General features: G+C 53.2%; 16 protein-coding genes. All 16 read left to right on the top strand.

Annotated features, from left to right (window positions below; all coding sequences use genetic code 11):
• Position 1 precedes the first annotated feature (1 nt).
• The 16 genes from C7820_RS22110 (at position 2) to C7820_RS22035 (ending at position 22,811) form a co-directional block, all read left to right on the top strand.
• On the top strand, positions 2-745 hold the full coding sequence (locus C7820_RS22110; RefSeq protein ID WP_116232877.1) for an ABC transporter permease: 744 nt from the start codon (positions 2-4) through the stop codon (positions 743-745).
• 218 nt (positions 746-963) lie between these two features.
• Positions 964-2,145 carry a GntR family transcriptional regulator gene (locus tag C7820_RS22105; protein WP_258875346.1) on the top strand — a complete coding sequence of 394 codons (1,182 nt, stop codon included), beginning with the start codon at positions 964-966 and terminating at the stop codon, positions 2,143-2,145.
• Between the two features lie 202 nt (positions 2,146-2,347).
• Positions 2,348-3,640 carry a glycoside hydrolase family 125 protein gene (locus tag C7820_RS22100; RefSeq protein WP_116232876.1) on the top strand — a complete coding sequence of 431 codons (1,293 nt, stop codon included), beginning with the start codon at positions 2,348-2,350 and terminating at the stop codon, positions 3,638-3,640.
• A gap of 274 nt (positions 3,641-3,914) precedes the next feature.
• Positions 3,915-5,624, top strand: a complete 1,710-nt coding sequence (locus tag C7820_RS22095) for a response regulator transcription factor (protein ID WP_147306297.1) — start codon at positions 3,915-3,917, stop codon at positions 5,622-5,624.
• A 15-nt stretch (positions 5,625-5,639) separates the two neighbouring features.
• A complete protein-coding gene (locus C7820_RS22090) occupies positions 5,640-7,445 on the top strand; it encodes a cache domain-containing sensor histidine kinase (protein ID WP_116232874.1) in 1,806 nt (601 codons plus the stop codon).
• 63 nt (positions 7,446-7,508) lie between these two features.
• Positions 7,509-8,921, top strand: a complete 1,413-nt coding sequence (locus tag C7820_RS22085) for an ABC transporter substrate-binding protein (protein ID WP_116232873.1) — start codon at positions 7,509-7,511, stop codon at positions 8,919-8,921.
• Between the two features lie 198 nt (positions 8,922-9,119).
• Positions 9,120-10,538 carry an ABC transporter substrate-binding protein gene (locus C7820_RS22080; protein WP_116232872.1) on the top strand — a complete coding sequence of 473 codons (1,419 nt, stop codon included), beginning with the start codon at positions 9,120-9,122 and terminating at the stop codon, positions 10,536-10,538.
• Between the two features lie 165 nt (positions 10,539-10,703).
• Positions 10,704-13,634 carry an extracellular solute-binding protein gene (locus tag C7820_RS22075; RefSeq protein WP_116232871.1) on the top strand — a complete coding sequence of 977 codons (2,931 nt, stop codon included), beginning with the start codon at positions 10,704-10,706 and terminating at the stop codon, positions 13,632-13,634.
• Positions 13,635-13,655: 21 nt separating this feature from the next.
• Positions 13,656-14,606, top strand: coding sequence for a carbohydrate ABC transporter permease (locus C7820_RS22070; RefSeq protein WP_076172753.1), 951 nt, complete (start codon positions 13,656-13,658; stop codon positions 14,604-14,606).
• Positions 14,607-14,626: 20 nt separating this feature from the next.
• A complete protein-coding gene (locus tag C7820_RS22065) occupies positions 14,627-15,484 on the top strand; it encodes a carbohydrate ABC transporter permease (protein WP_089550416.1) in 858 nt (285 codons plus the stop codon).
• Between the two features lie 9 nt (positions 15,485-15,493).
• Positions 15,494-16,918, top strand: coding sequence for an NHL repeat-containing protein (locus C7820_RS22060; RefSeq protein WP_116232870.1), 1,425 nt, complete (start codon positions 15,494-15,496; stop codon positions 16,916-16,918).
• Positions 16,915-17,562, top strand: coding sequence for a Yip1 family protein (locus tag C7820_RS22055; RefSeq protein ID WP_076172755.1), 648 nt, complete (start codon positions 16,915-16,917; stop codon positions 17,560-17,562). Before C7820_RS22060 ends, C7820_RS22055 begins: the two co-directional genes overlap by 4 nt.
• A gap of 10 nt (positions 17,563-17,572) precedes the next feature.
• On the top strand, positions 17,573-19,822 hold the full coding sequence (locus C7820_RS22050; RefSeq protein WP_116232868.1) for a DUF5696 domain-containing protein: 2,250 nt from the start codon (positions 17,573-17,575) through the stop codon (positions 19,820-19,822).
• Entirely contained in the window at positions 19,819-20,688 is an 870-nt protein-coding gene (locus C7820_RS22045) for a carbohydrate ABC transporter permease (protein WP_105445746.1), read from the top strand. The genes C7820_RS22050 and C7820_RS22045 overlap by 4 nt, the downstream gene beginning before the upstream one ends.
• 27 nt (positions 20,689-20,715) lie before the next feature.
• Positions 20,716-21,702, top strand: a complete 987-nt coding sequence (locus C7820_RS22040) for a carbohydrate ABC transporter permease (RefSeq protein ID WP_116232867.1) — start codon at positions 20,716-20,718, stop codon at positions 21,700-21,702.
• Between the two features lie 53 nt (positions 21,703-21,755).
• Entirely contained in the window at positions 21,756-22,811 is a 1,056-nt protein-coding gene (locus C7820_RS22035; protein WP_116232866.1) for a glycoside hydrolase family 76 protein, read from the top strand.
• Positions 22,812-22,947: the final 136 nt, after the last annotated feature.

Raw genomic sequence — 22,947 nt, 5'->3', positions numbered from 1 at the left:
GATGCTGAGTTACTTTCGGGTGTTATCAGCAGAACGGCTGAAGATGTCCCGCTCTCTGATCGTGCTGCTTATCCTGGTCAGTCCGCTCGTCTCCGTCCTGGTCGGGCTGCTGTCGGACGTCGACAGCCGGCAGCAGCCATGGCTGGTGCTGCTCGGCGCCTTGAGCATGCTGCATGCGCTGCTGTTCATGCCGATCATGTCGGGAATCTTCGCCGCCTTCATCTGCCGCTACGAGCATCAAGGGGGCGGGTGGAAGCAGCTGCTGGTGCTGCCCGTGACCCGGTCCGGGGTGTTCCTGGCAAAGTATACGGTCATTATCGCTCTGCTGCTGATCATGCAGGTGCTCTTTCTCGGCGCACTGCTGCTGGTCGGCGCCGTGAAGGGCCTGCCCGGTCCGATTCCGTGGACGGAGATCGGCCGCAGCCTGCTGGGCGGCTGGGTCGCCTGCCTGCCGCTCGCGGCGCTGCAGCTGGCCGCCTCGCTTATGTGGAGCAGCTTCGCGGCTCCGCTGGCGCTGAACGTGATGTTCACCATCCCGAATATGCTGGTGGTGAACTCGGCTACCTATGGTCCTTACTATCCCTGGGCGCAGCCGTTTCTGGCAACCCTGCCGGCAGGCACGATGGAGGGAGGCGGATTCGGGGCGCTGAACCTGCCGTTTGAAAGTCTGATGATTACGGTCGTCGGCAGCTTTGTAGTCTTTTTCCTGATCGGGTGGGTCTACTTCCGGATGAAGGAAGTATAGAAGGTTTGGGCTGCTGAAAATAAGGGTAAAGCATCATAAGGGCGTCCCCGCTGGGGGCGCTCTTTTTTTGTGCTGGTGCAGGGCGAAGATGCCGTTCAACGGGACTTCCAGTCCGGCGGCTATTCACAAAGCGAATATAACATGATATATTATTTAATGATTGTAGAATGGTTCAGCGGAGCTGAACTTGTGGACCCAGAGACAGAGGAGGTTGCAACGTGTCGCATGAATCGTCGTCGAAGCCGATGTACGAACAAATCTTTGAAGAACTGCGCGATCAGATCGTAGCCGGAAAATATATGCCGGGGGAGCGGATCCCATCGGAAAAGGAGCTGGGCGAAGCCTACAGCGTCAGCCGGATCACCAGCAAGAAGGCGCTGGAGATGCTTACGCAGGAAGGATACATTGTCCGCCAGCCGGGAAGAGGCTCTTTTGTGGCCGAGGATTATGAAAGCGGGGGAGGAACACCGCCGTCCCGTGCGGGGGCAGCGTCCAAGCGGCGCCGGGAGAGCGGCAAGCTGCTGATCGGACTGGTCATGACCGACTTTGGGGACAGCTATGGAACGGACCTCGTCTTCGGCATGGAGGAAGCGTCCCGCGAGCATGACAGCTATTTGATTCTCCGCAGGTCGCTGGGAGAGACCGCCAGAGAGCAGGAAGCCATTCAGGGCCTTCTGGAGATCGGGGTGGACGGGCTCATTATTTTCCCGGCGCAGGGCGAATACTTCAATGCCGAAATTTTGAAGCTGGTCATCAGTGAGTATCCGTTCGTGCTGCTGGACCGGCACCTGAAAGGCGTCTCCGCCAGCTCCATCAGCACAGACAACGTATCGGCGTCCAAGCAGCTGATCCATTACCTGTTCGGACTCGGGCATACCCATATCGGCCTTATGACCACCCCGCCCCGGGATACGACCGCCATCGAGGAGCGGATCGAAGGGTTTATTCAGGCCCATGCGGAAAGCGGCATTGCCGCCGACCGGAGCCTGTGGATGGAGAACATTACGGCGACGCTGCCGGCTGCCTTTGTACCGGAAAACAAGAAGAAGGAGAAGGAACACATCAAGCGCCATCTCGCGGCCCATCCGGAGATTACCGCCCTATTCGCCATGGAATACAACATCGCCAGGCTTGCTTATGAGGCGGCGCTGGAGTCGGGGATCCGTGTGCCGGAAGACCTGTCGATCGTATGCTTTGACAGTCCGGATGACGCTGCCGGCTCCTTGTTCACCCATATGCGGCAGAAGCAGAATGAGATGGGGAGGCTCGCCTTTGAAAACGTGCTTAAATTGCGAAACGGCGAGAGCGTTCCCGGTAAAATCCTGCTGGATGACGAGCTCGTCGAAGGCTTGTCGGCGGGACCTGTCCGGAACGGCGGGCTTGCCATGAAACACGAATAGAGTTGGAACCAAAGCGGCAGGCCTCAGCGGGAATGCCGTTTTTCTTTTAAATAATATAATATTTAACGATAAAATGTTATAAAAAGTATATTGACATGTTAACTTACCAACAAATATAATTTTTGTGTATTCATACGGTAGCATAGCTGATATATTCATTAACTTTCGACGCTTATGATGCCATAACCAAGGAGGAAAGCGCATGAAATCACTGGGTACGGAGCCTGTTACTTTGGAACGGTTGGCCGGGAGAATGTCGGAACAGCTGGCCGGAGAGACGCGTTTGCTGAACATTTTTCAAAATGCGATACGGAATACTTGGGGGACGACGCTGAAACGGATGGAGGACGGAACGACTTTCGTCATCACCGGCGATATTCCGGCGATGTGGCTGCGCGACTCGGCCGCGCAGGTGCGGCCGTTTCTGGTGCTGGCGAAGGAGGATCCGGAAGCTGCCGACATGATCGAAGGTTTAGTGCGGCGGCAGCTGGATTCGATTTTGCTGGACCCTTATGCAAACGCCTTCAACGAGGAAGCCAACGGGCGCGGCCACCAGGCGGACGAGACGGAGATGACCCCCTGGATATGGGAACGCAAATACGAAATCGATTCGCTCTGCTATCCGCTTCAGCTCAGCTATCTGCTCTGGAAGAACACGGGCAGAACCTCGCAATTCCAAGGCAGCTTCCGTCAAGCTGCGGAGGCCATATTGGATTTGTGGACGGTGGAGCAGCGCCATGAAGAGCGGTCGCCTTACCGGTTCCAGCGGAAGGATTGCGTGCCGAGTGATACGCTGGTGCGGGACGGCAAAGGCGCAGAGACGGCCTATACGGGCATGACCTGGTCCGGATTCCGGCCGAGCGACGATGCGTGCGAATACGGCTATCTGGTTCCTTCCAATATGTTCGCCGTCGTGGTGCTCGGCTATTTGCAGGAAGTCGCCGGAGAGGTGCTGCAGGATGAAGAACTGCAGGGCAGGGCCGCCAAGCTTGCCCAGGAGATCGAGCAGGGCATCCGGGAGCACGGCATCGTACAGCATCCGGAATTCGGCCCGATCTACGCCTACGAAACCGATGGCTTGGGCCATCACAATCTGATGGACGACGCCAACGTGCCGAGCCTGCTGTCGATTCCGTATCTCGGTTACCGGGATGCGTCAGATGAGGTGTACCAGAATACACGGCGGTTTATTTTGAGCCGGAACAATCCTTATTATTATGAAGGAACTGCGGCTGAGGGCATCGGCAGCCCGCATACGCCGCAGGGCTACATTTGGCATATCGCCCTGGCGATGCAAGGGCTGACCGCGGACAGCCGTGAGGAAAAGCTGCGCCTGCTGCAGGTGATGAGCCGAACGGACGCGGGAACCGGGCTGATGCACGAAAGCTTTAAGGCCGATGATCCGGCGGAGTATACGAGACCTTGGTTCTCGTGGGCAAACATGATGTTCTGCGAACTGCTGATGGATTACTGCGGCATCCGCGTGATGCGCTAAGAGAGATAATCCCAGATATCTAATAAAGTGCGGAGTTGGACGAAGGCTTTCCTGCACCTCGATATTACTTTCCTCCTACTTCCGTAGGGGGAATTTTTGTTTCATCGCCTTGGCGGCGGCCAAGAGCTTGTTGCATATGTGAGGAGACAGAGTGAAGTAAAAATATTACACTTAATCCAAAGATAAAAACATTATATTACTTTTGCTGCTTCTGTAATATTGGTGTAACACAGCCTGGTTTGTGTTGGGCTGATCGAAAAGGAGGGCATACACAGTGATAAAACTCATGGTAGTCGATGACGAGCACTGGATTCGGGAAGGCTTGAAAAGGACCATTGATTGGAGCTCACACGGAATCCAATTTATCGGTGACGCCGAGGATGGTTGCAAGGCGTTGGAATTAATCGAAGCCCATGTTCCGGAAATTATCATTTCGGATATCAAGATGCCCACGATGGACGGTATGGATTTAATGGAAGAAATCAAAAAGCGCGGAATCGATACAAAGGTTATTTTTATTAGCGGCTTCAGCGACTTTGCGTATGCGCAGAAGGCGGTCAAGCTAGGAGCGTTTGACTATATTCTTAAACCGGTCGAAGAACCGATTTTGCTTGAAATTATTGAACGCTGCATCAGCGAAATTAAACAGAAGCAGGAGCTGAACTCCCGCCTGCAGGAATTGTCGGGCCGCATCCGGGAAAGCTTGCCGCTCGCCAGACAGAAGCACCTGGAGATGTGTTTAACCCGATCTTTGACAGAGCGAGAAATGCAATCCGCATGGGAAGCCCTTCATATCAACCTCGATCCGAAACGGCTGATCGTTATGGCGATGGTCGTCCACGAGTGGGGAGACCGGGAGATGGACGAAAGCGGATGCTCGCTCATGAGGTACGCGCTTGGGAATTTGGTGGAAGAAGTCTTGTCTCAAAAGGACATCCGGTGCTTGTCTTGTCCTTTACAAGGGAATGATTTTGCGGACATTGCGCTGATTGCTTCGCTAAGTGAGCCCGATACCTCTTTCGGCGTCGAGAACTTGTACCGCTATATGGAGAGCGTTATTGAAGATGCGCTTCAAGTGTTAGGCGTTCGAATCAGCATAGGGATCAGCGGCTTAAGAGAGCGGACGCAGCTTGCATCCTCTTTTAGGGAAGCGCTTACCATAAGTATGAATTATTTGGTTCACGGACCCGGGCAGGTCCACACTGCCCCGATGGACGGCAGTTCAGCAGGTCATGGATCCAAGCCCCGCCCGGCTGAGCAGCTGGACTATCGCATGGCGGCATGCATGGGGCAATTGGCGGCGGACGTTCTGCTCACGGATCACATAGCGGACTCCCTTGACTCGGCATTGTCGAATCGGATTCTGCATGCCATGAAGCTGATGGATGCAGGCAGATTGTCCGAACTGCTCGATGTACAAACCGGGCTGCTTCAAGAGCTCATCCAGCAGACGCCGGCCATTGCCGTGCGGTATGAAATGAATATGCACATCAGCATCCTTTTGTCCAAGTGGCAGGAGCTGCTCCAGGCAAAGGATCATTCCAAGGCTTCCACCATTACGCATCAACGCAAGCTTCAGCTCTACAGGTGTTCCATTGGCGACTGGAAGGCCATGATCATGGACACCTTCCTCATAAAGGATACTCATGCACCCTCAATTGCGCATAAGCGAACGATAGAAACGGCGCTGCGTTATATCCATGATAACTACCACCTTGGCATCAGTCTTCATAACGTGGCCGAAAAGATTTACATGAATCCCTCTTACTTCAGCAGAGTGTTTCACGAAGAGGTTGGCGAAACGCTCAGCCGCTATCTCATTCGAATCCGCATCACGAAGGCGAAAGAATTGCTTGAACAGACCCCTCTAAAGGTATATGAAGTCGCAGACCGGGTCGGTTATCGGGATTTTCGGCATTTCGTCAAAACCTTTAAGGAATGGGAAGGCATGACGCCCGCTCAATACCGTAATTACGGGGCATAAGAAGAGAGGGACCTCATGAGACTGCAGTTCATCGATAGAATCAAGTTCAATTCGGTCGGAATGAAGGTGTTCGGATTCTATGTAGCCAGCATGATCGTCATTATTACCGTTATGGGATATCTATCCTATGATAAATCCGCTCAGATGATGGAGAACAAAATCGGAGGCATGGCGCTTCAGAATGTTCAGCAGATGAGCAAGCGGGTCGATATCCTTCTGGAGGGATACGAGGACCGTTCCCTTCTCGTCGTCGGCAATAAGGATATTCAGAAGCAGCTCATGGGAGATTTTATGGACGAGAAGGAAAGGATTCAGACGAACAACGCGAATACCGCCTTTCTATCGAACCTGGTAAACTCCAGAAATGATATGAATAATATTTATCTGCTCAGCGAGAGGGGCTACTCCTACCGCTATTCACCCAAAGAATCCTTTCCAGTCTACAATTCTTACCCCTATGAATATTTCACGGAGGCCTGGTATCAACAAATCCGACAGGCTGACGGCAGGCTCGTCTATTTCGGCATCATGCCCTCATTAATAAAAGGTCCGAGCTCCGAGCCTGTTTTTACCTTTGGCCGTGCCCAGAAAAATATGAAAGGCCGCGGAGAGATTATCGGTGTCGTGCTGTACGAAGTCGATCCGGCGGAGGTCCGGGAAATTTTGGCGGAAATCGATTATGACGGGTCGGGAATCAACGTCATGATGGACGATACCGGCCAGATCAAAGGGGATAAGGGTGGGATTCTCTTGTCCAGCAAACTGGACATTCCGTTTAAGGAAGAGCGTCAGGGAACGCTAAGCTACTCCATAGACGGGCAAGAGATGCTGGTCGTCTACAGTCAACTGGAGACGAACCATTGGAGGCTCGTCGGCATGCTGCGCAGCAATGATTTGATGAAGGAAGCGATGGATATTCGCTGGTACATGCTGTCGCTGGGCATTGTTTTTTCCTGCATCGGTATCCTGCTCGCAATCATTATCGCTTCTACCGTTCACCGGCCGCTTCATAAGATGACGCATGCGATGCGCCGAGCCAGGGACGGCGATTTCAACATCCGGATTGTCGATAAACGAGAGGACGAATTCGGCTATTTGTTCACCCATTTTAACCAGATGGTGGCCCATATCAAAGAATTAATCAACGAACTGTATGTGCAGAAGCTGCTGGAACGGGATCTTCAGCTGAAAATGCTGGGATCTCAAATTAACGCTCATTTTCTGTACAATACGCTCGATTCCGTCCACTGGATTGCCCGCATACATAAAGTTGACGACATTAGCACGATGATCTTCGGACTGTCGAAGTATTTGCGGATCAGTCTGAGCGAGGGAAGGGATGAAGTGCCGGTCAGCCAGGTCGTACATTTGATCGAGAGCTATATCATGATCCAGAAGGTCCGGTACAAGGACAAGTTTACGCTCTATGTGCAAGCGGACGAATCGTTGATGGATTATAGAGTGCTCAAATTTATTTTTCAGCCGATCGTAGAGAATGCGATTTATCACGGGCTGGAGCGAAAATCAGGCAAGGGCCGGCTGGATATCGCCTTTACCCGGGAAGGCAGCTGCCTGAAATTCGTCGTTACGGACGACGGTGCCGGAATTGCGCCGGATAAGCTGGCTGAATTGAAGCACATTCTGGGCGGAGAACAGCCTGCGGAGGAAAGCAGCTTCGCGCTGAGAAATATTAATTCACAAATCAAAATCGCATATGGCGCCCAGTACGGGATCGAGATGGAGAGCAGCCTGGGGGAAGGAACGAAAGTAACCATGACGATCCCGCTCACGAAGCGAAGCCCTGCTCAGCAAGTCAGTTGAAACGAGTTTCATAGGACAGCGTGCGTAGATGATTACAAGAGAAAGTTAAAAGTGGAGGTAACGATGAAAGTGTTCTTGACTCGTCGAAAGATGCCTGTTCTTTTCGTACTTGTACTCCTGGCCACCGTAATCATGGTATGGAACGCTTATGTCAGCAAGGGAGCGACATTCAACGTCAATTCGGAATTATTAGGCAAAAATGCTGCGAGCAGCTCGATTAAGCATAACGGCCCTGTAACGATAAGCTTCTGGTATTCGTGGGTCGGAGGATTTCAGGACGAATTCTACGATACGGTCGTGAGGCCGTTCGAAGAGGCAAACCCGGATATCAAGGTTGAAATGACCTTCATCGAGAACTCGGATAATTCGCAGGGCTCGGATAAGCTGTTGACGGCGATTGCCGGAGGGAAGGCGCCGGATGTCGCGATGATCGACCGGTTTATTGTAGGCGAATGGGCGGCGATGGGCTCTATTGAAGACATTTCGGCTTATGCGAATCGTGAAGATATGGCGAGTATTTATTATAAAAGCGTATGGGCGGAATCCCAATACGACGGCAAAACGTACGCCCTCCCTTGGAATATGGACAGCCGCGCCATGTATTATAACAAAACGATGATGAAGCAGGCGGGTTTTGACCCTGACCATCCCCCGAGAACCATTGCCGGCCTGGATGCCATGGCAGAGAGGATGTTCAAAACGAACGGGGACGGCGCATATGAGCAAGTCGGATTCGTCCCATGGATGGGTCAGGGCTTCTTGTATACGCATGGTTGGAACTTTGGCGGCGAATGGGAGCGAGACGGGAAGCTGACGCCGAACGATCCGCGGAACGTTAAAGCGCTGGAGTGGGTGCAGGGCTACGCCGAGAAGTACGATGTAAAGAAACTGTTGAAATTTTCGGAGATGATGAGACAAACCGGAAGAAACTCCTTCTTGTCCGGCAAAGTCGGATTTGTCTATGAAGGCAACTGGCTTCTTAATGGGATGGAAAATTTGGATTTCGAGTGGGGTGTGGCGCCGATGCCTACAATCGATGGCAGCCGGCCGGTCACATGGTCAGGGGGGTGGTCGTTCGTCATGCCCAAAGGGGCGAAAAATAAAGAAGAAGCTTGGAGGTTTATGAAGTACGTAGCGGGCAAGGAAGGCTCGCTCCTATGGGCCAGCCGCGAGGGCGGCAGGAATGATCTGATGTGCATTCCGGAAGTGAACGCCAAGCTCGGCTTGGATCAGAAGGAACCGATGAAGGTGTTTACGGAGCTGCTCGGGAATGCTTATATCAGACCCGTCACACCTGTGGGCGGATACATGTGGGATGAAATGCTCCGCGTGCAAACGCTGGCGATGAATCTGCAGGGAGAACCGGGAGAGCTCTTGAATGAAATGAAGAAGAACGTCGATGCTGAATTGGCTAAGGTCATGGGGTACGGAAACAGCAAAATGGAGCATCCCCAAGGCCGCGATGTGCAGCCATAAGAGTGTCTGTCATGCTTTTGACAGGCACTCTTTTTTTCTTGCCCCGGATTGAAATGCGAAGCCGATGGTTCCCCCTCCAAGAAAGTAAAGATAGCACACGAAATACAAAACCAGTCTCATTATCCCCTCCCATAAAAGCGTTTACACTAAAAAGGAACTATTCATACCATTAAAACCTGGCAAAAAGGAGGCATGTAAGTGAGGAAAAAGAAGGGCGCCACTCATTTGAGAAGAGCGATGCTCAAGTATCTGGTTACCGCATTATCGGTATGCTTCGTATTAACAGGCTGCGGGGGCTCGGGCGGGTCCAGCGGAGAGAATGGAGCCAACGATACAAAGGGAACGGACAGTACGAATCAACAGACCGATACCGCCAAGAAAAATACCGATACGGGTAAAGGCAGCGGTGAAAAGGTAACGCTTGAGCTCTGGGGTTGGGGAGGCAAATTCCAGACGGACTACACGAAAATTGTCATCAGCGAATTTGAGAAAGAGCACCCGAATATCAAGGTGAAATACATCATCGATCAAGGGGGCACGGATAAGCTGACGACGCTGATTGCCGGCGGCACGCCTCCGGACGTAGCGGTTCTCGACCGCTTCATGGTAGGGCAATGGGCGGCGAAGGGATCGCTGGAAAGCCTGCAGCCGTTCGTCGATGCCGGAGACGAAGTACGCGCCGACGATTATTATCCGGGCGTCTGGGCGGAAGCGAATTACAAGGACCAGCTCTATGCGATGCCGTTCACCACAGATAACCGGGCGCTTTATTATAATAAAACGCTTATGAAGGAAGCGGGTCTCGACCCGGAAAAACCGCCGGTTACGATTGCGGAATTGGACGCGATGGCGGAGAAAATGTTCAAGAAAACAAGCAACGGCAGCGGCTATGAGCAGGTCGGCTTTATTCCATGGGCAAACCAAACCTACTTATACACGCAAAGCTGGAACTTCGGCGGAGAATGGACCAATGGCGAGGAATTGACGCCAAACCACCCGCAAATTGTGAAGGCGCTCGAATGGATGGTCAGCTACGCCAAAAAATACGATATGTCCAAAATTAACAAGTTTAACGATGTCATGGGCAAAACCGGCATCAATTCGTTCTGGACCGGCAAAGTCGGATTCGTCGTGGACGGCAACTGGGTGCTGAACGATTTGACCAGCAATGCGAAGGTGAAGCCTACCTTCGAGTGGGGCGTCGCCCCGATGCCTTCCGCGGAAGGCTATCCTCAAACGACATGGGCAGGCGGCCATTCCTGGGTCATGCCGAAGGGAGCCAAGCATCCGCAAGAAGCATGGGAGCTCCTCAAGTTTATCGGCGGCTATAAGGGCACGCTGCTCTGGGCCAAGCGGGCGGACGCAGGCAACGATATTACGACGATGCCGAAGGTCAACGAAGAGATTAAAATCACCGAGAATCCGAAGCTGAAGGTATTCGTCGATTTAATGCCTGTGGCGCATTACCGCCCTGTTACGCCTGTTGGCCAGAAGCTGTGGGATGAAACCTTCCGCGTTCAGGATTTGGCCTTGAATGGAAAGGGCGAGCCAAAGAAGCTGCTGGACGAAGTCAAGAAGAACGTCGATAACGAGCTCAAAAAGCTGGAATCGAAATAATCAAGGTGGACCGGTTTCATAAGGAGGGGGGCGGCTGAATCGCCTGTCCCCTTTCTTCATCAGAAGGAAGAGAACCGCTTAAGGGACATCCTGATGAATTGAACGACAAAGAGGTGACGGTGCTTGAAATGGCGTTGGAATGATGCACTAAAGTGGAAGAGAGTCATGCTTATATCGATCACTTTTCTTGTCTTTTCGCTGACCTTCGGTGAGAGCTTTCATTCTTATGCCGACAACGAACGTTTACGGGACCGGAATCAGAATCAAGGCGTTCCGCTGGCGAATGACCAATTAGCCATTAACAGTATATTGGAGCCGACTTATGCGACTACGCTGGCCGGATATAAGAAAGAGGGCTATCCGCCTGCCGATCAGCCGGACATCGTGATGAAAGCCGATCAGCACTCGGCGTTTGGAGGCGCGAAGCCGGTCTTGGAAACGGTAGACGGCCTTTCCGCTCTTGTGTGGGACAGCAAGACAACGTGGATCGAATGGTCGGTAGATATCCCGCAGGACGGTCTTTACAACCTGGCCCTAAGTTATTATCCGATGCCGGGAAAAAGAATGCCGATTCAGCGGGAGCTGCTTATTGACGGAGAAAGCCCGTTTCGCGAGGCGCAGCGTATTTATTTCTACCGCAGCTGGGTTGACCGGGGCGATCCGGCCCAAAACAACCAGGGAGACGACGTCAGACCCAAGCAAATCGAGAAGCCGCAGTGGATGGACCTTCCGGTTTCGGACGGGAATGGTCTGTACCCGGAACCCTTCCAATTTTATATGACCGCAGGCAAGCATGTCATTCGGATGAATTATTTGCTCGAACCGATGGCCATCGACGAGATCCGGATCACGTCACCGGAGCAGCTACCCAGCTATGCCGAAGTGAAGCAGGCCTACACCGCGCAAGGCTATGAGTCCGCCCAGCAGATCAATGTGAAAGTGCAGGCGGAGAACAATCCGACGAAATCCGATCCGACGATCCGCAGAGAATCGAATGGCGATCCGTTAATGGAGCCGGCAGGCGATGGGCGAATCCGGCTGAACGCATTTGGCGACTGGCGCTGGAGGAAGGGCGGTCAGAAGGCATCGTGGGCGTTCTCGGTTCCGCAGGACGGATTGTATAAGATTGGGCTGAAATTTGGACAATGGTGGGGCGATGGGCTGCCGTCCTATCGTCAAATTCTTATAGATGGAAAAGTTCCGTTCAAGGAAATGGAGCTCTACCCTTTTACCTACTCGCGCAACTGGCGGATCGAAACGCTGCATAAGGACAATGAACAAACAGGCAAAGACGAACCCCTGCTCGTGTACTTAACGAAAGGCGAGCATACGTTGACGATGACCGCCCAGGTCGGGCCGTATCAACCGATCATGGAAGCTTTGACGGCCGATACCCAGAAGCTCTCTGATCTGTACAGGCGCATTATTATGATCACGGGACCGACGCCGGATCCGAACTTCGAATACGAGCTGAACAAGAAGGTGCCGAAGCTGATTGAGGACTTGAAGGTCATCGCGGACGATCTGCTCGTTCAGATGGATGCGCTCAAGGCTCTGTCGGATGTAGAGCCGAGCACGGTGAACAGTCTGCGGATGATGAACCACACGTTCGAGAAAATGATCCGTAACCCCGATTCGATTCCAAGACAACTATCGGAGCTCAGCAACAGCCAAACGAACCTCAGCACGCTGCTGATGGATCTCCAGAATGTGCCGCTTGTTCTGGATTACATCCTGATCAGCGCCCCGGATACGAAATATCCGAAGGTAAAATCCAACGTTCTGCAAAAATCGGTCAGCACGTTCAAAAACTTCATGGCTTCCTTTACGAAGGACTATACGGGCGTAGGCAGCGTCTACGACAACGAAACGGGGGAGGAAGAGGGGCCGGTTATCGAGGTTTGGGTATCCCGTGGCAAAGAGTGGGCGGAAATTATGAAGGAAATGGCAGAGGAAGACTTCACGCCCAAAACCGGCATACGCATCAACATCAATACGCTCCCCGCCGGCCAATTGAACTCGGGCTCCGTCAACACGCTGCTGCTCGCGGCAAGCTCCGGCAGAGCGCCGGATGTCGCAACAGGCGTCGATGCGCATCTGCCCGTCGAATTTGCGATCCGGGACGCTTCCGTCGATTTAACGCAGTTTCCTGATTATGAACAAGTCAGTAAGCGGTTCCTTGCGGGATCGCTCATTCCTTTCAAATACAATGGGGGGAACTATGCGCTGCCGGAAACGCAGGATTTCAACTTGCTGGTCTTCCGGAAAGATATCTTGAACGAGCTGGGCGTCAGCATCCCGAAGACATGGGATGAGGTCTATGCCCTGCTTCCGATTCTGCAGCAGAACGGGATGCAGATGTATTATCCGATTACGCAGCTGGGCTTCATGCCGTTTCTCTACCAGAATGGCGGCGACTATTACAAGGAGAACGGAACAAAGTCGGCGCTGGATTCACCGGAAGCCTTCCAGGCCTTCACGGAATGGACGGAGCTGTATACCAATTACAAGTTCCCGGTCATGGCCAACTTCTTCAACAGGTTCCGTACCGGGGAAATGCCGATCGGAATCGCGGATTATCTCACGTATGTACAGCTCTCTACCGCAGCGCCGGAGCTGATCGGACGCTGGGGCGTCGCTCCGTCTCCCGGTCATCAGAAGGCCGATGGATCGATTGACCGCACGACCGGTGGAGCGGTACAGTCCGTTGCGATCTTCAAGCAATCGGAGCACCAGCAGGAATCTTGGGAGTTTCTGAAATGGTGGACGAGTACAGAGGTTCAGCTGCAGTTCGGCCAAGAGCTGGAGGCGCTGCTCGGCGTCGAGGCCCGCTGGAATACGGCGAATATAGACGCTTTATCGCAGCTGCCATGGCCGGAGGACGACCTCAAGGCATTGAAGGACCAATGGAAGTACTACAAAGAGCAGCCGTACGTGCTCGGCGGATACTTCACGGGGCGGAACATCGATAACGCCTGGAACCGCGTCGTTCTTGGCGGCATGAATATCAGGGAGTCGCTGGAGAAGGGCATCAAGGATATTAACAAAGAGCTTAACGCCAAGCAGAAGGAATTCGGGTTCACGCCGAAAGACTAAGGCGGCGGAAGGAGGAGCAGTATGCAAAGCAGCGTGGAGGTTAAAGGGCCGCTCCAGCTGGCACCGCAGAAGGCACGTCGATTCAAATTGACTCACGCGAGAAAGAGGGCTGCGCTCGGTTATTTGTTTCTCAGCCCGTTCCTGATTCTCTTCATCGTGTTTACCGTCATTCCCGTCGTGCAGTCGGTTTATCTCAGCTTCACCTACTACAACATGCTCCAACCGGCGAGGTGGGTAGGCTTATCCAACTACAGCGTCTTGTTTCTGGAAGACGACATCTTTCTCACATCGCTAAAAAATACATTTATCTTCGCTGTGATCGCCGGGCCGCTAAGCTATTGCTTATCTTTTTTGCTCGCGTGGGTGATCAATACGCTGAAGGCCAAAATGATCTTCTCGTTGGCCTTTTACGTCCCTTCGATTACGAGCGGAATCGCTTTATCGATCGTCTGGCTGTACATATTCTCCGGAGATCGCTACGGGTTATTGAACAATGCGCTGCTCAACTGGGGCATGATCAGCGAACCGATTCTCTGGAATACGGATCCGAATACGATCATGCCGGTCATCATCATCGTTTCTTTGTGGATGAGCATGGGTACGGGATTCCTGGTGTTCCTGGCGGGGCTGCAGAATGTATCGCCAGAGCTGTATGAAGCGGGTGCCATTGACGGGATTTCCAGCCGGTTTCAGGAATTGTGGTTCATTACGCTGCCGCTGATGAAGCCGCAGCTGCTGTTCGGCGCGGTCAACGCCATCGTCGGCGCTTTCGGGGTGTTCGACATTGCCGTGGCCATCTCCGGTATGCCGAGCCCGAACTATGCAGGCCATACGATTATTGCGCATCTGTTCGACTATGCCTTCATCCGGTTCGAGCTGGGATACGCATCGGCAATCGCCGTCTTCCTGTTTGTAGTCACGTTCGGCTTAGGCCGCATCGTGATGCGGTTACTATCGTCCAAAGATCAATAAGGGGGTTAAAGGACGTGACGATGAGCTTTACGAAATTTATCGCCCGTTTCAACAGGGGGTTGTTATACGCGTTTATGATCGCATTGGTCGGATTTACGTCCTTGCCAATCGTATATATGATTTCCACGGCTTTCAAACCGCTCGACGAGCTGTTCCTTTACCCGCCGAGATTTTTCGTGCAGAAGCCGACCCTGCGCAGCTTTTTTGATCTGCTTACCGCGACGGACAGCTCTGTCGTTCCTTTCTCGCGGTACATCTTTAACAGCTTGTTCGTCTCCGTTGCGGTCGTGCTCTCCAGCTTGGTCGTGTGCTGCCTGGGAGCGTACGTGTTATCCAAGTTCAAACCGCCGGGTGCGGGCTTCATCTTCTCCGTTATTTTGTCGGCCCTGATGTTCTCGCCGCAGGTGACCCAGATTCCGACCTATATGATCGTATCGAGCTTAGGCTTGGTCAATACGTATTGGGCGTTAATTCTGCCGAAGATCGCCGTGGCCTTCAACATCTTCCTCATGAAACAATTCTTCGACCAAATTCCCGATGCCCTGATCGAGGCGGCGCATATCGACGGCGCATCGGATTGGAAAATCTTCTGGAGGGTGATTATGGCGGTGAGCAAGCCGGCCTGGGCAACGTTGATTATTTTCTCTTTCATCGGGAACTGGAACGATTTCTTTTCGGCGCTCGTGTTTACGACAAGCGAATCGATGAAGACGCTGCCGCTGGCGATCCAGACGCTGGCCGGGGGACCGGGTGTCGTTGCGCGGACAGGTGCGCTGGCTGCCGGCACGTTCTTGATGACGCTTCCTCCGATTCTCATCTTCCTGCTGTTCCAGAAGCTGATAATGAATACGATGGTTCATTCCGGGATCAAATCATAGGGGGCGGATATGGTGTACAAACGAATTACAGCGGGTATACTCGGCGGTCTGCTGTTTCTGATCTGCAGCTTCCCTGCCCATGCGCTCCCGCAAATGTCCTATACGCTTGATCCGATGTATGGCCATCGGATGCCGATCCCCCTGACCTATACGGTAGACACGATCATTATGGATGTTGGCCAGCCCGGCTTGAATAAACCGAACGACTTGTTTATCGACGAGAAGGGGCTCTTATACGTAGCCGACACGGATAACAACCGGATTGTGAAATTGGACGGTCAAGGGAAAGTGCTGGGCATCTTCGGGAAAGAACAAGGCGTCGAGCTCAGCAGTCCGAGCGGTATCTATGTCGATAGCCTCGGTCATATGTTCGTAGCCGACACGGGCAGCGGCAGGATTATTCACCTGTCTCCGAAAGGTGAATTGATCGAAGAGTTCGTCAAGCCGGAGTCTTCCTTACTGAGCGAGGATTTGGATTTTGCCCCGGATAAAGTCATCATGGACCGGCGCGGTTATCTCTATGCGCTCAATAAAAATGATTACAGCGGCTTCATGATGATCGACGCGATGAACCAGTTCCGCGGCTACATCGGCGCCAACCGCGTTCCGTTCGACTGGAAGAAGCTGCTCATCCGGTTACTGGCAACGCCGGAGCAGCGGGAGCAGCTGAACAATGCGGTTCCTCCGCAAAATTCAAATATCACGATCGACGGTAAAGGATTTATTTATACACCGACGGTTCTGATCGAAGCGGACCAGCTCAAGAAGTTCAATGCCATGGGTGAAAACATCTACAAGAAGGCATTTTTCGGCGAAGCCTCGATCGAAAGCGGGGCGCTGGAAAACCCTTATTTCATCGATATGGCCGTCGATCAATACGGGGTCGTGAACGCACTCGACGCAATGTCACGGAAGATCTATCAATACGATCAGGAAGGCAATCTGCTTGCCGTATTCGGCGGACAAGGCGATGAGAAGGGGCGCTTTGAATACCCGACGAGCATCGTCGTCGATAAGGCGGGCAGAATCTACGTGCTGGACCGGGACCGCAATAACATTCAAATTTTTCAGCCGACACGCTTCGCGGAATTGGTCCACCAAGCGAGCCAGCTGCACTTCAACGGGCGTTACCAGGAAGCGATGGTGCCCTGGAAGGAAGTGCTGAAGATCGACGAGAACTATCCGCTCGCCCATCGCGGCGTGGCGAAAGCGTTGATGAAGGAAGAGAGATGGAAGGAAGCGATGCGGGAATTTAAGCTGGGCAATGACCAGGAAGGGTATTCACTGGCCTTCGCCGAGTATCGGCATGGCTTGTTGCGCGAATATTTGGGCTGGATCATCATGGCCGTCGTTCTCATCGTGGTCGCCATCTACTTTATCGTCAAATTCATGATCCGCGTCACGAATACCGTCATAAGGAGGTATGGCTATTGATCAGAACGGCGGATATCAAACAGTCGGGTCTCCGGTCACTGCGGCTGGGCATAGCAATACTGTTCCATCCGGTGGACGGTTTTGAGGAGCTGCAGAAAAACAAGCATCTGATCTCGGCATTCGTCCTAATCCTACTGACCATCAGCGTCAGAATTATATCGATCTATATGACCAGCTTTCATATGACGTCGCTTCAACCAAAGGATGCCAATTTGAATTTGGAAATCATCCGCTTCGTCGTGCCGCTGATCTCGGGCGTTATTGCCTGTTATTTAATTACGGCGATTATGGACGGCGAGGCCTACTTCAGCCAAGTGCTGACCGCGATGTCCTATGCCTTGATTCCCTATATCGTATTTACCATCCCGCTGGCTGCCGTTTCCTTGGTGATGTCAAGGGGCGAACTGGGGCTGTACAACAGCATCAATTCGATCATATGGCTGTGGGTGGCCCTGCTCATCTTCATTCAACTGAAGGTGCTGAACGACTACACCTTTAAGAAGGCGGTCGGCGTCCTCCTTTTATCCATCTTTGCCTTTATTATTTTCTGGGGAACGGTAGGGCTTGTCTTCGCTTTGACGAACCACGTTCTTCAATTTGTGCGTGAAGTGGCCGTAGAAGTCAGATACTTACTGGAAAATTGAGGGGGGTACCATGAAAACGAGACTCGCCAAACGATGGATCTACTATTTAACCGTCAGCGTCATCCTTGCTGCGCTCGTGCTCCTGGCGTTACCCTCCGTGCAAAAAGCTATGGAACGGGCCAAGGAGGAAATGCGGCCGAATAAGAACCAGGTCGTTGAGAGTGAGCAGATGCCGGCTCCAGAGGAGAGCGGACAGCCGCAGAAGCCGACCAATTTTGAGAAGATCGCTGAAAACGACCGGCTTGAGCTGCTGTTCCGCTCATCCGATTCCGCCATCGCGGTGATCGACAAGAGCAACGGGTACCGGTGGGAATCGGCAGTTCCGCTCCAGGATGTCGAAACGGACGGGAATGAGCTGTGGACCGCCAGCAGTCAGTCCATTTTTCATCTGACCTACACGGATCCCCATCTGCCTGCGCTGGAAACGCAGGAGACGAACTTTGCCCTCGAGCAGCCGAAGATGACGACGACCTCACTGGAAAACGGGATATCGGTCCGTTACGAGCTGCCAAGATTAAAAATCAGCTTCGATATGAGCTTCCAATTGAAGGGGAACGCCCTTGAAGTCACCGTACCCGGCCAATCGATCCAGGAAGGGGAAGACAACTGGCTCATGTCGGTTGCTCCGCTTCCCTTCTTCGGAGCGGCATCGGATCACGATAAAGGCTATGCGGTCTATCCCGACGGGCCGGGTGCGCTGTCTTACTTTAAGACGAACCACCCGAATTATTTGAATCCTTATCGTGCGAGCGTTTACGGCGCGGATACGATTACCTTCAATTTTTTCGGACGGGAACAGAACGCGATGCTGCCGATCTTCGGCTTGAAAGTGGGCGATAACTCCTTTATGGGGATCATCACCCAGGGGGAATACGACGCGAATATCCTCTATTCGCCGAGCGGCTATCTCATTAATTTGAACCGTGTATCTTCCGAGCTTGTTTACAGGCGCGAGTATGAAGCGGTTAAAAAAGACGGCAACCTGACGAAGAAGCCCGAAAAGGATCTGATCCGCGAGGATCATACCATCCGCTACGTGTTCTTTAGCGGCAAAGAGGCCGATTACAGCCATATGGCGACCGCCTACAGGGAGTATTTGCTCGACGAGCAGGGCGTGGTTCCGAAGGTGAAGAAAGGGGAGGCGGTTCCTTTCGGGCTTGACCTGCTTATGGGCATTAAGAAGGACCAGATTCTGATCGATCATTTTATTCAGAATACGACGTTCTCAGAGGCGCAGGACATGATGGAAGACCTCAGCCAGCGCGGCGTGCAGTCGATTTCGGCGAACCTGCTCGGATGGACGGGCGAAGGCTATATGAGTTATCCGTCGGGATATAAGCCTTCCCGTAAGCTGGGAGGCACAAGCGGACTTGCGAAGCTGAGCGAGTATGCGAAGGCGAAGAACTACCAGCTTTTCCTGCAGGACAACTATGTCGAGGCATGGAAGGGCAACGATGGGTTCTCGTCGCGTAAGGATGTCGTTGTCGGAGCCAATCATTTTGTCGTGACCGACCGTTACAGCGAGCTCTTCTACTTGAATGCAGGCAAGCAGAATGCGCATTTCCAGAAGAAAGTGCTGAATCCGCTGCGCAAGCTGGACATTACGGGCATTAACTTCGACGGCATCGGCAGTCAGCTCTACTACGATTATAACGACGAGTACCCGCTGAAGCGCGGGGGAACAGCCAAGCAGTGGACGGAAATGATGGAGAAATCGGTCCTGCAGTTCGGCGGTGCGGCCTCAGTTGGGGGCAATGGATACAGCCTGAAGCATTCCTCCCGCCTGTTCGGCATCCCGATGGAGGACAGCGGCTTCTTCTTTACCGACGAAACGATTCCGTTCTACCAAATGGCGCTGCATGGCATTATTCCTTACTCGGGCGATCCGCAAAATTTATTTTACGATCCACAGCTGCAGTACTTAAAGATGGTGGAATACGGCTATATGCCTTACTACCAATTAACGATGAACCACTCTGAAGATTTGAAGGACACCATCTACAGCGATTTGTTCAGCTCGGCCTACAGCAACTGGGTGGATCAAGCGGTCCAATACTACAAAGAGATGAACGACAAGCTGAGGCCGGTATGGTCGCAGACGATGAAGGAGCACCGCAAGCTGCAGGATGATGTCTATGAGGTCGTATATGAGGACGGGACTCGCGTCATTGTCAATTATACGCCGGGTGAGGTGACGGTCGATCACCATCTCGTTCCGGGCAAAAACTTCATCGTGGTGCCGAAGGGGGGATCCGCATGACAGGGAAAAAGTTGAGTCTGGAACGAAAAAAGATGCTGGCAGGCTATGTTTATATCGCTCCATGGGCGATCGGGTTCGCATTGTTCATGCTGTATCCCTTGATTTACTCCCTTTGGCTGGCCTTTCATGAAGTGGTCGGTGTCGGCAATTTCGACCTGGAGCCTGTCGGCTGGGGAAATTTCAACAAAGCGTTCGTGCTGGATACGCAGTTTATTCCGTTGTTCATTTCGGTGGTGCAGGATGCCGTCATCAATACGCCGCTGATCCTGGTCTTCTCTTTGTTTATCGCGATTCTGCTGAATCATAAGATCCGCGGGCGCGCCTTCTTCCGGGCGGCATTTTTCCTGCCTGTTTTGATCGGCTCCGGCCTTGCGATGCAGCAGCTGCTCTACGCAGGGGTCGGCAAAGACACGCTGGTGAACGGCATCGGCGTTCCGGAAGAAGTATTTCTGTATATGGGCCCGACGTTCTCGCAGATCGTCTTCGATATGCTGAGCAGGCTTACCGTGATCTTCTGGAAGACGGGTGTGCAGATCCTGCTCTTTTTAGCCGGACTTCAGGGGATCTCTCCGTCGCTCTATGAGTCGGCCAGATGCGACGGGGCAACCGAATGGGAGATGTTCTGGAAAATCACGCTGCCGCTGATCTCACCGATCATCCTGCTTAATCTGGTCTACACATGCGTGGATTCCTTTACGGATATCAACAACAGGATGATGGTCTATATCAAAGATACGGCCTTTACGAAGATCGAAATGGGCTACGCGTCCGGTATGGGCTGGATCTACTTCTTGTTTATCTTCCTGCTGCTCATTATCGTATTTGCTTCGACCAGACGCTTAGTCGTATACACAGGTGAAAAATGAGAACGAGGAGCAAGGAGGTGGTGCAGCGTGAAACCGATTCCGATGTCGAAGACTAAGCAGCGTGTGGCTGTGCAGCCCGAAAGTATCGCTAACCGGGCGAAAGCGTTAAAAAATAACAGCATCATCAGCCGGATCAGCAGCAAAAGCCGCTGGTTCGCGCTCATTTATCGTATCTTCGTGTATGTCATTCTGATCGATTTGGCCTTTGTTTTTCTCTATCCGTTTATCTATATGATCACGACCTCGCTTAAGCATCCGGTGGATCTGATCGACTTCGCGATCAAGTGGATTCCGACGAGTCTGGCGTGGGAAAACTTCTACTACGGGATGAAAGGGCTGCAATTTTGGACACATTTCAATAACTCGGCCCTCATTTCCGTAGTGAGCGTGATCGGCCAGGTGTTATCCTGCTCTTTCGTCGCCTATGGCTTCTCGCGAATTAGGTTTCCCGGGCGGGAAGTCCTGTTCGTACTGTGCATGTTCACGATGATCATTCCGCCGCAAACGATCATTGTCCCTTTGTATATGCAGTACAAGACGATCGGCTGGCTGGACAGCGTGATGCCGCTGATCGTGCCTTCCTTTTTTGCGAATGGGCTTAGGGGGGCCCTGTTCATCTTTATTTTCCGCCAGCTGTTCCGCGGGCTTCCGTGGGAGCTGGAGGATGCGGCCAGGGTGGATGGCTGCGGAAGCTTCCGCGTATACTGGAGAATTATTCTCCCGCTTACACCGCCTGCGATCGTCGTAACAACCCTGCTGTCCTTGGTATGGCACTGGAATGACTTCTTCGAGCCGTCGATCTTCCTGACGTCGGAGGAGAAGTTCACCTTGCCGATGATGCTTCCGCGGCTCTATCAATCCCTGGATACATTGACAGGCAGCAGCTTTGAAGTGTTCAGCCTGCCTGTCGTCATGGCCGCTACATTCCTTGCGCTGATTCCGATGCTTGTCGTCTATCTCTTTCTGCAGCGGTATTTCATTCAAGGCGTGGAGCGTTCCGGGCTGGTTGAGTAAGTGGATTGAACAGCACTCCATTCGAGTGCTGTTGAAAGGGGAGAGAGGTCGCCATGCTGTGGTCAGAACGCGCGGATGCGGCGCAGGAAGCGCTGCGCCGGCATTATTGGAATCCGGATATCGCGATGTTTAATATTGAAACGCCGTGCCCGAACGGCGAATGCAACACGATTTTTCATTACTGGTGGATGGCGCATGCCGCCGACGTGCTGGTGGACGGACTGCTCCGCACCGGCGAGGCGGTGTACGGGGAGACGCTCGCGGAGCTGCATGACGGCATCCGGCGCCGGAACGGCGGCGTGTACCCGAATGAGCTGTACGACGATATGGAATGGATGGCGCTCGCCTGGCTGCGCGCGTATGAGGCGACCGGCGAGGAGAAGTACAAGGAAAACGTCCACATCCTGTGGGAAGACATCCAGACCGGATGGAATGACCATATGGGAGGCGGCATCGCGTGGCATAAATCCCAGCTGGCTTACAAAAACACCCCGGCCAATGCGCCCGCCGCCATTCTCGCGGCAAGGCTGTACCGGTGCTTTGGCAGCTCGGAGGATTTGGAGTGGGCCCGCAACATCTACGATTGGCAGAAGCGCTCCCTGGTCGATCCCGCCACCGGCTTCGTCTGGGACGGCATGAACCGGACCGGGGACGGAAGCATTGATAAGGACTGGAAGTTTACCTACTGCCAGGGTGTCTTTATCGGAGCGGGCCTGGAGCTGTGGCGGGTGAGCGGGGAGTCGGGCTTCCTCAGGGATGCTTTGCGCACGGCCGAGGCCGCCAAGGCGGAGCTTGCCGCGGATGACGGCGTGTTCCCGGACGAAGGAAGCGGGGACGGCGGCCTGTTCAAAGGCATCCTGGTCCGCTACCTGGCTGAGCTGAGCCTAGCCTCGGAGGAGGCGGCCCGGCTTGCCGTCCCGATGCTCGCCGCAAATGCCGGCGTGCTGTGGGACGCCGGGCGAAGCGCCACATGCCTGTTCGGGACGGACTGGAGCCAGGCGCCGACAGAACCGGTATCCCTGAGCACCCAGCTGAGCGGTGTGAAGCTGCTGGAGCGTATGGCGGTGCTGGAGAAACTGGGGTTTGTCGATCATGAGAATAAACAATAAGCATGTTTAACGATATCTTAAACAGTAGAACTTTATCGTTGGTATGGAAGGCGGGCTCAGTGGACCGTTCACGTAAAGTGGGCGGTCTTTTGGTTTGTTTTCCCGCTTACTAAAAAAAGGATTGTGTTGAAAGCGC

The sequence above is a fragment of the Paenibacillus sp. VMFN-D1 genome (assembly GCF_003386155.1).
GTDB lineage: Bacteria > Bacillota > Bacilli > Paenibacillales > Paenibacillaceae > Paenibacillus_AQ > Paenibacillus_AQ favisporus.
Note: the sequence above shows the minus strand (reverse complement) of the source record. Positions and strands in the feature narration are given on the sequence as shown.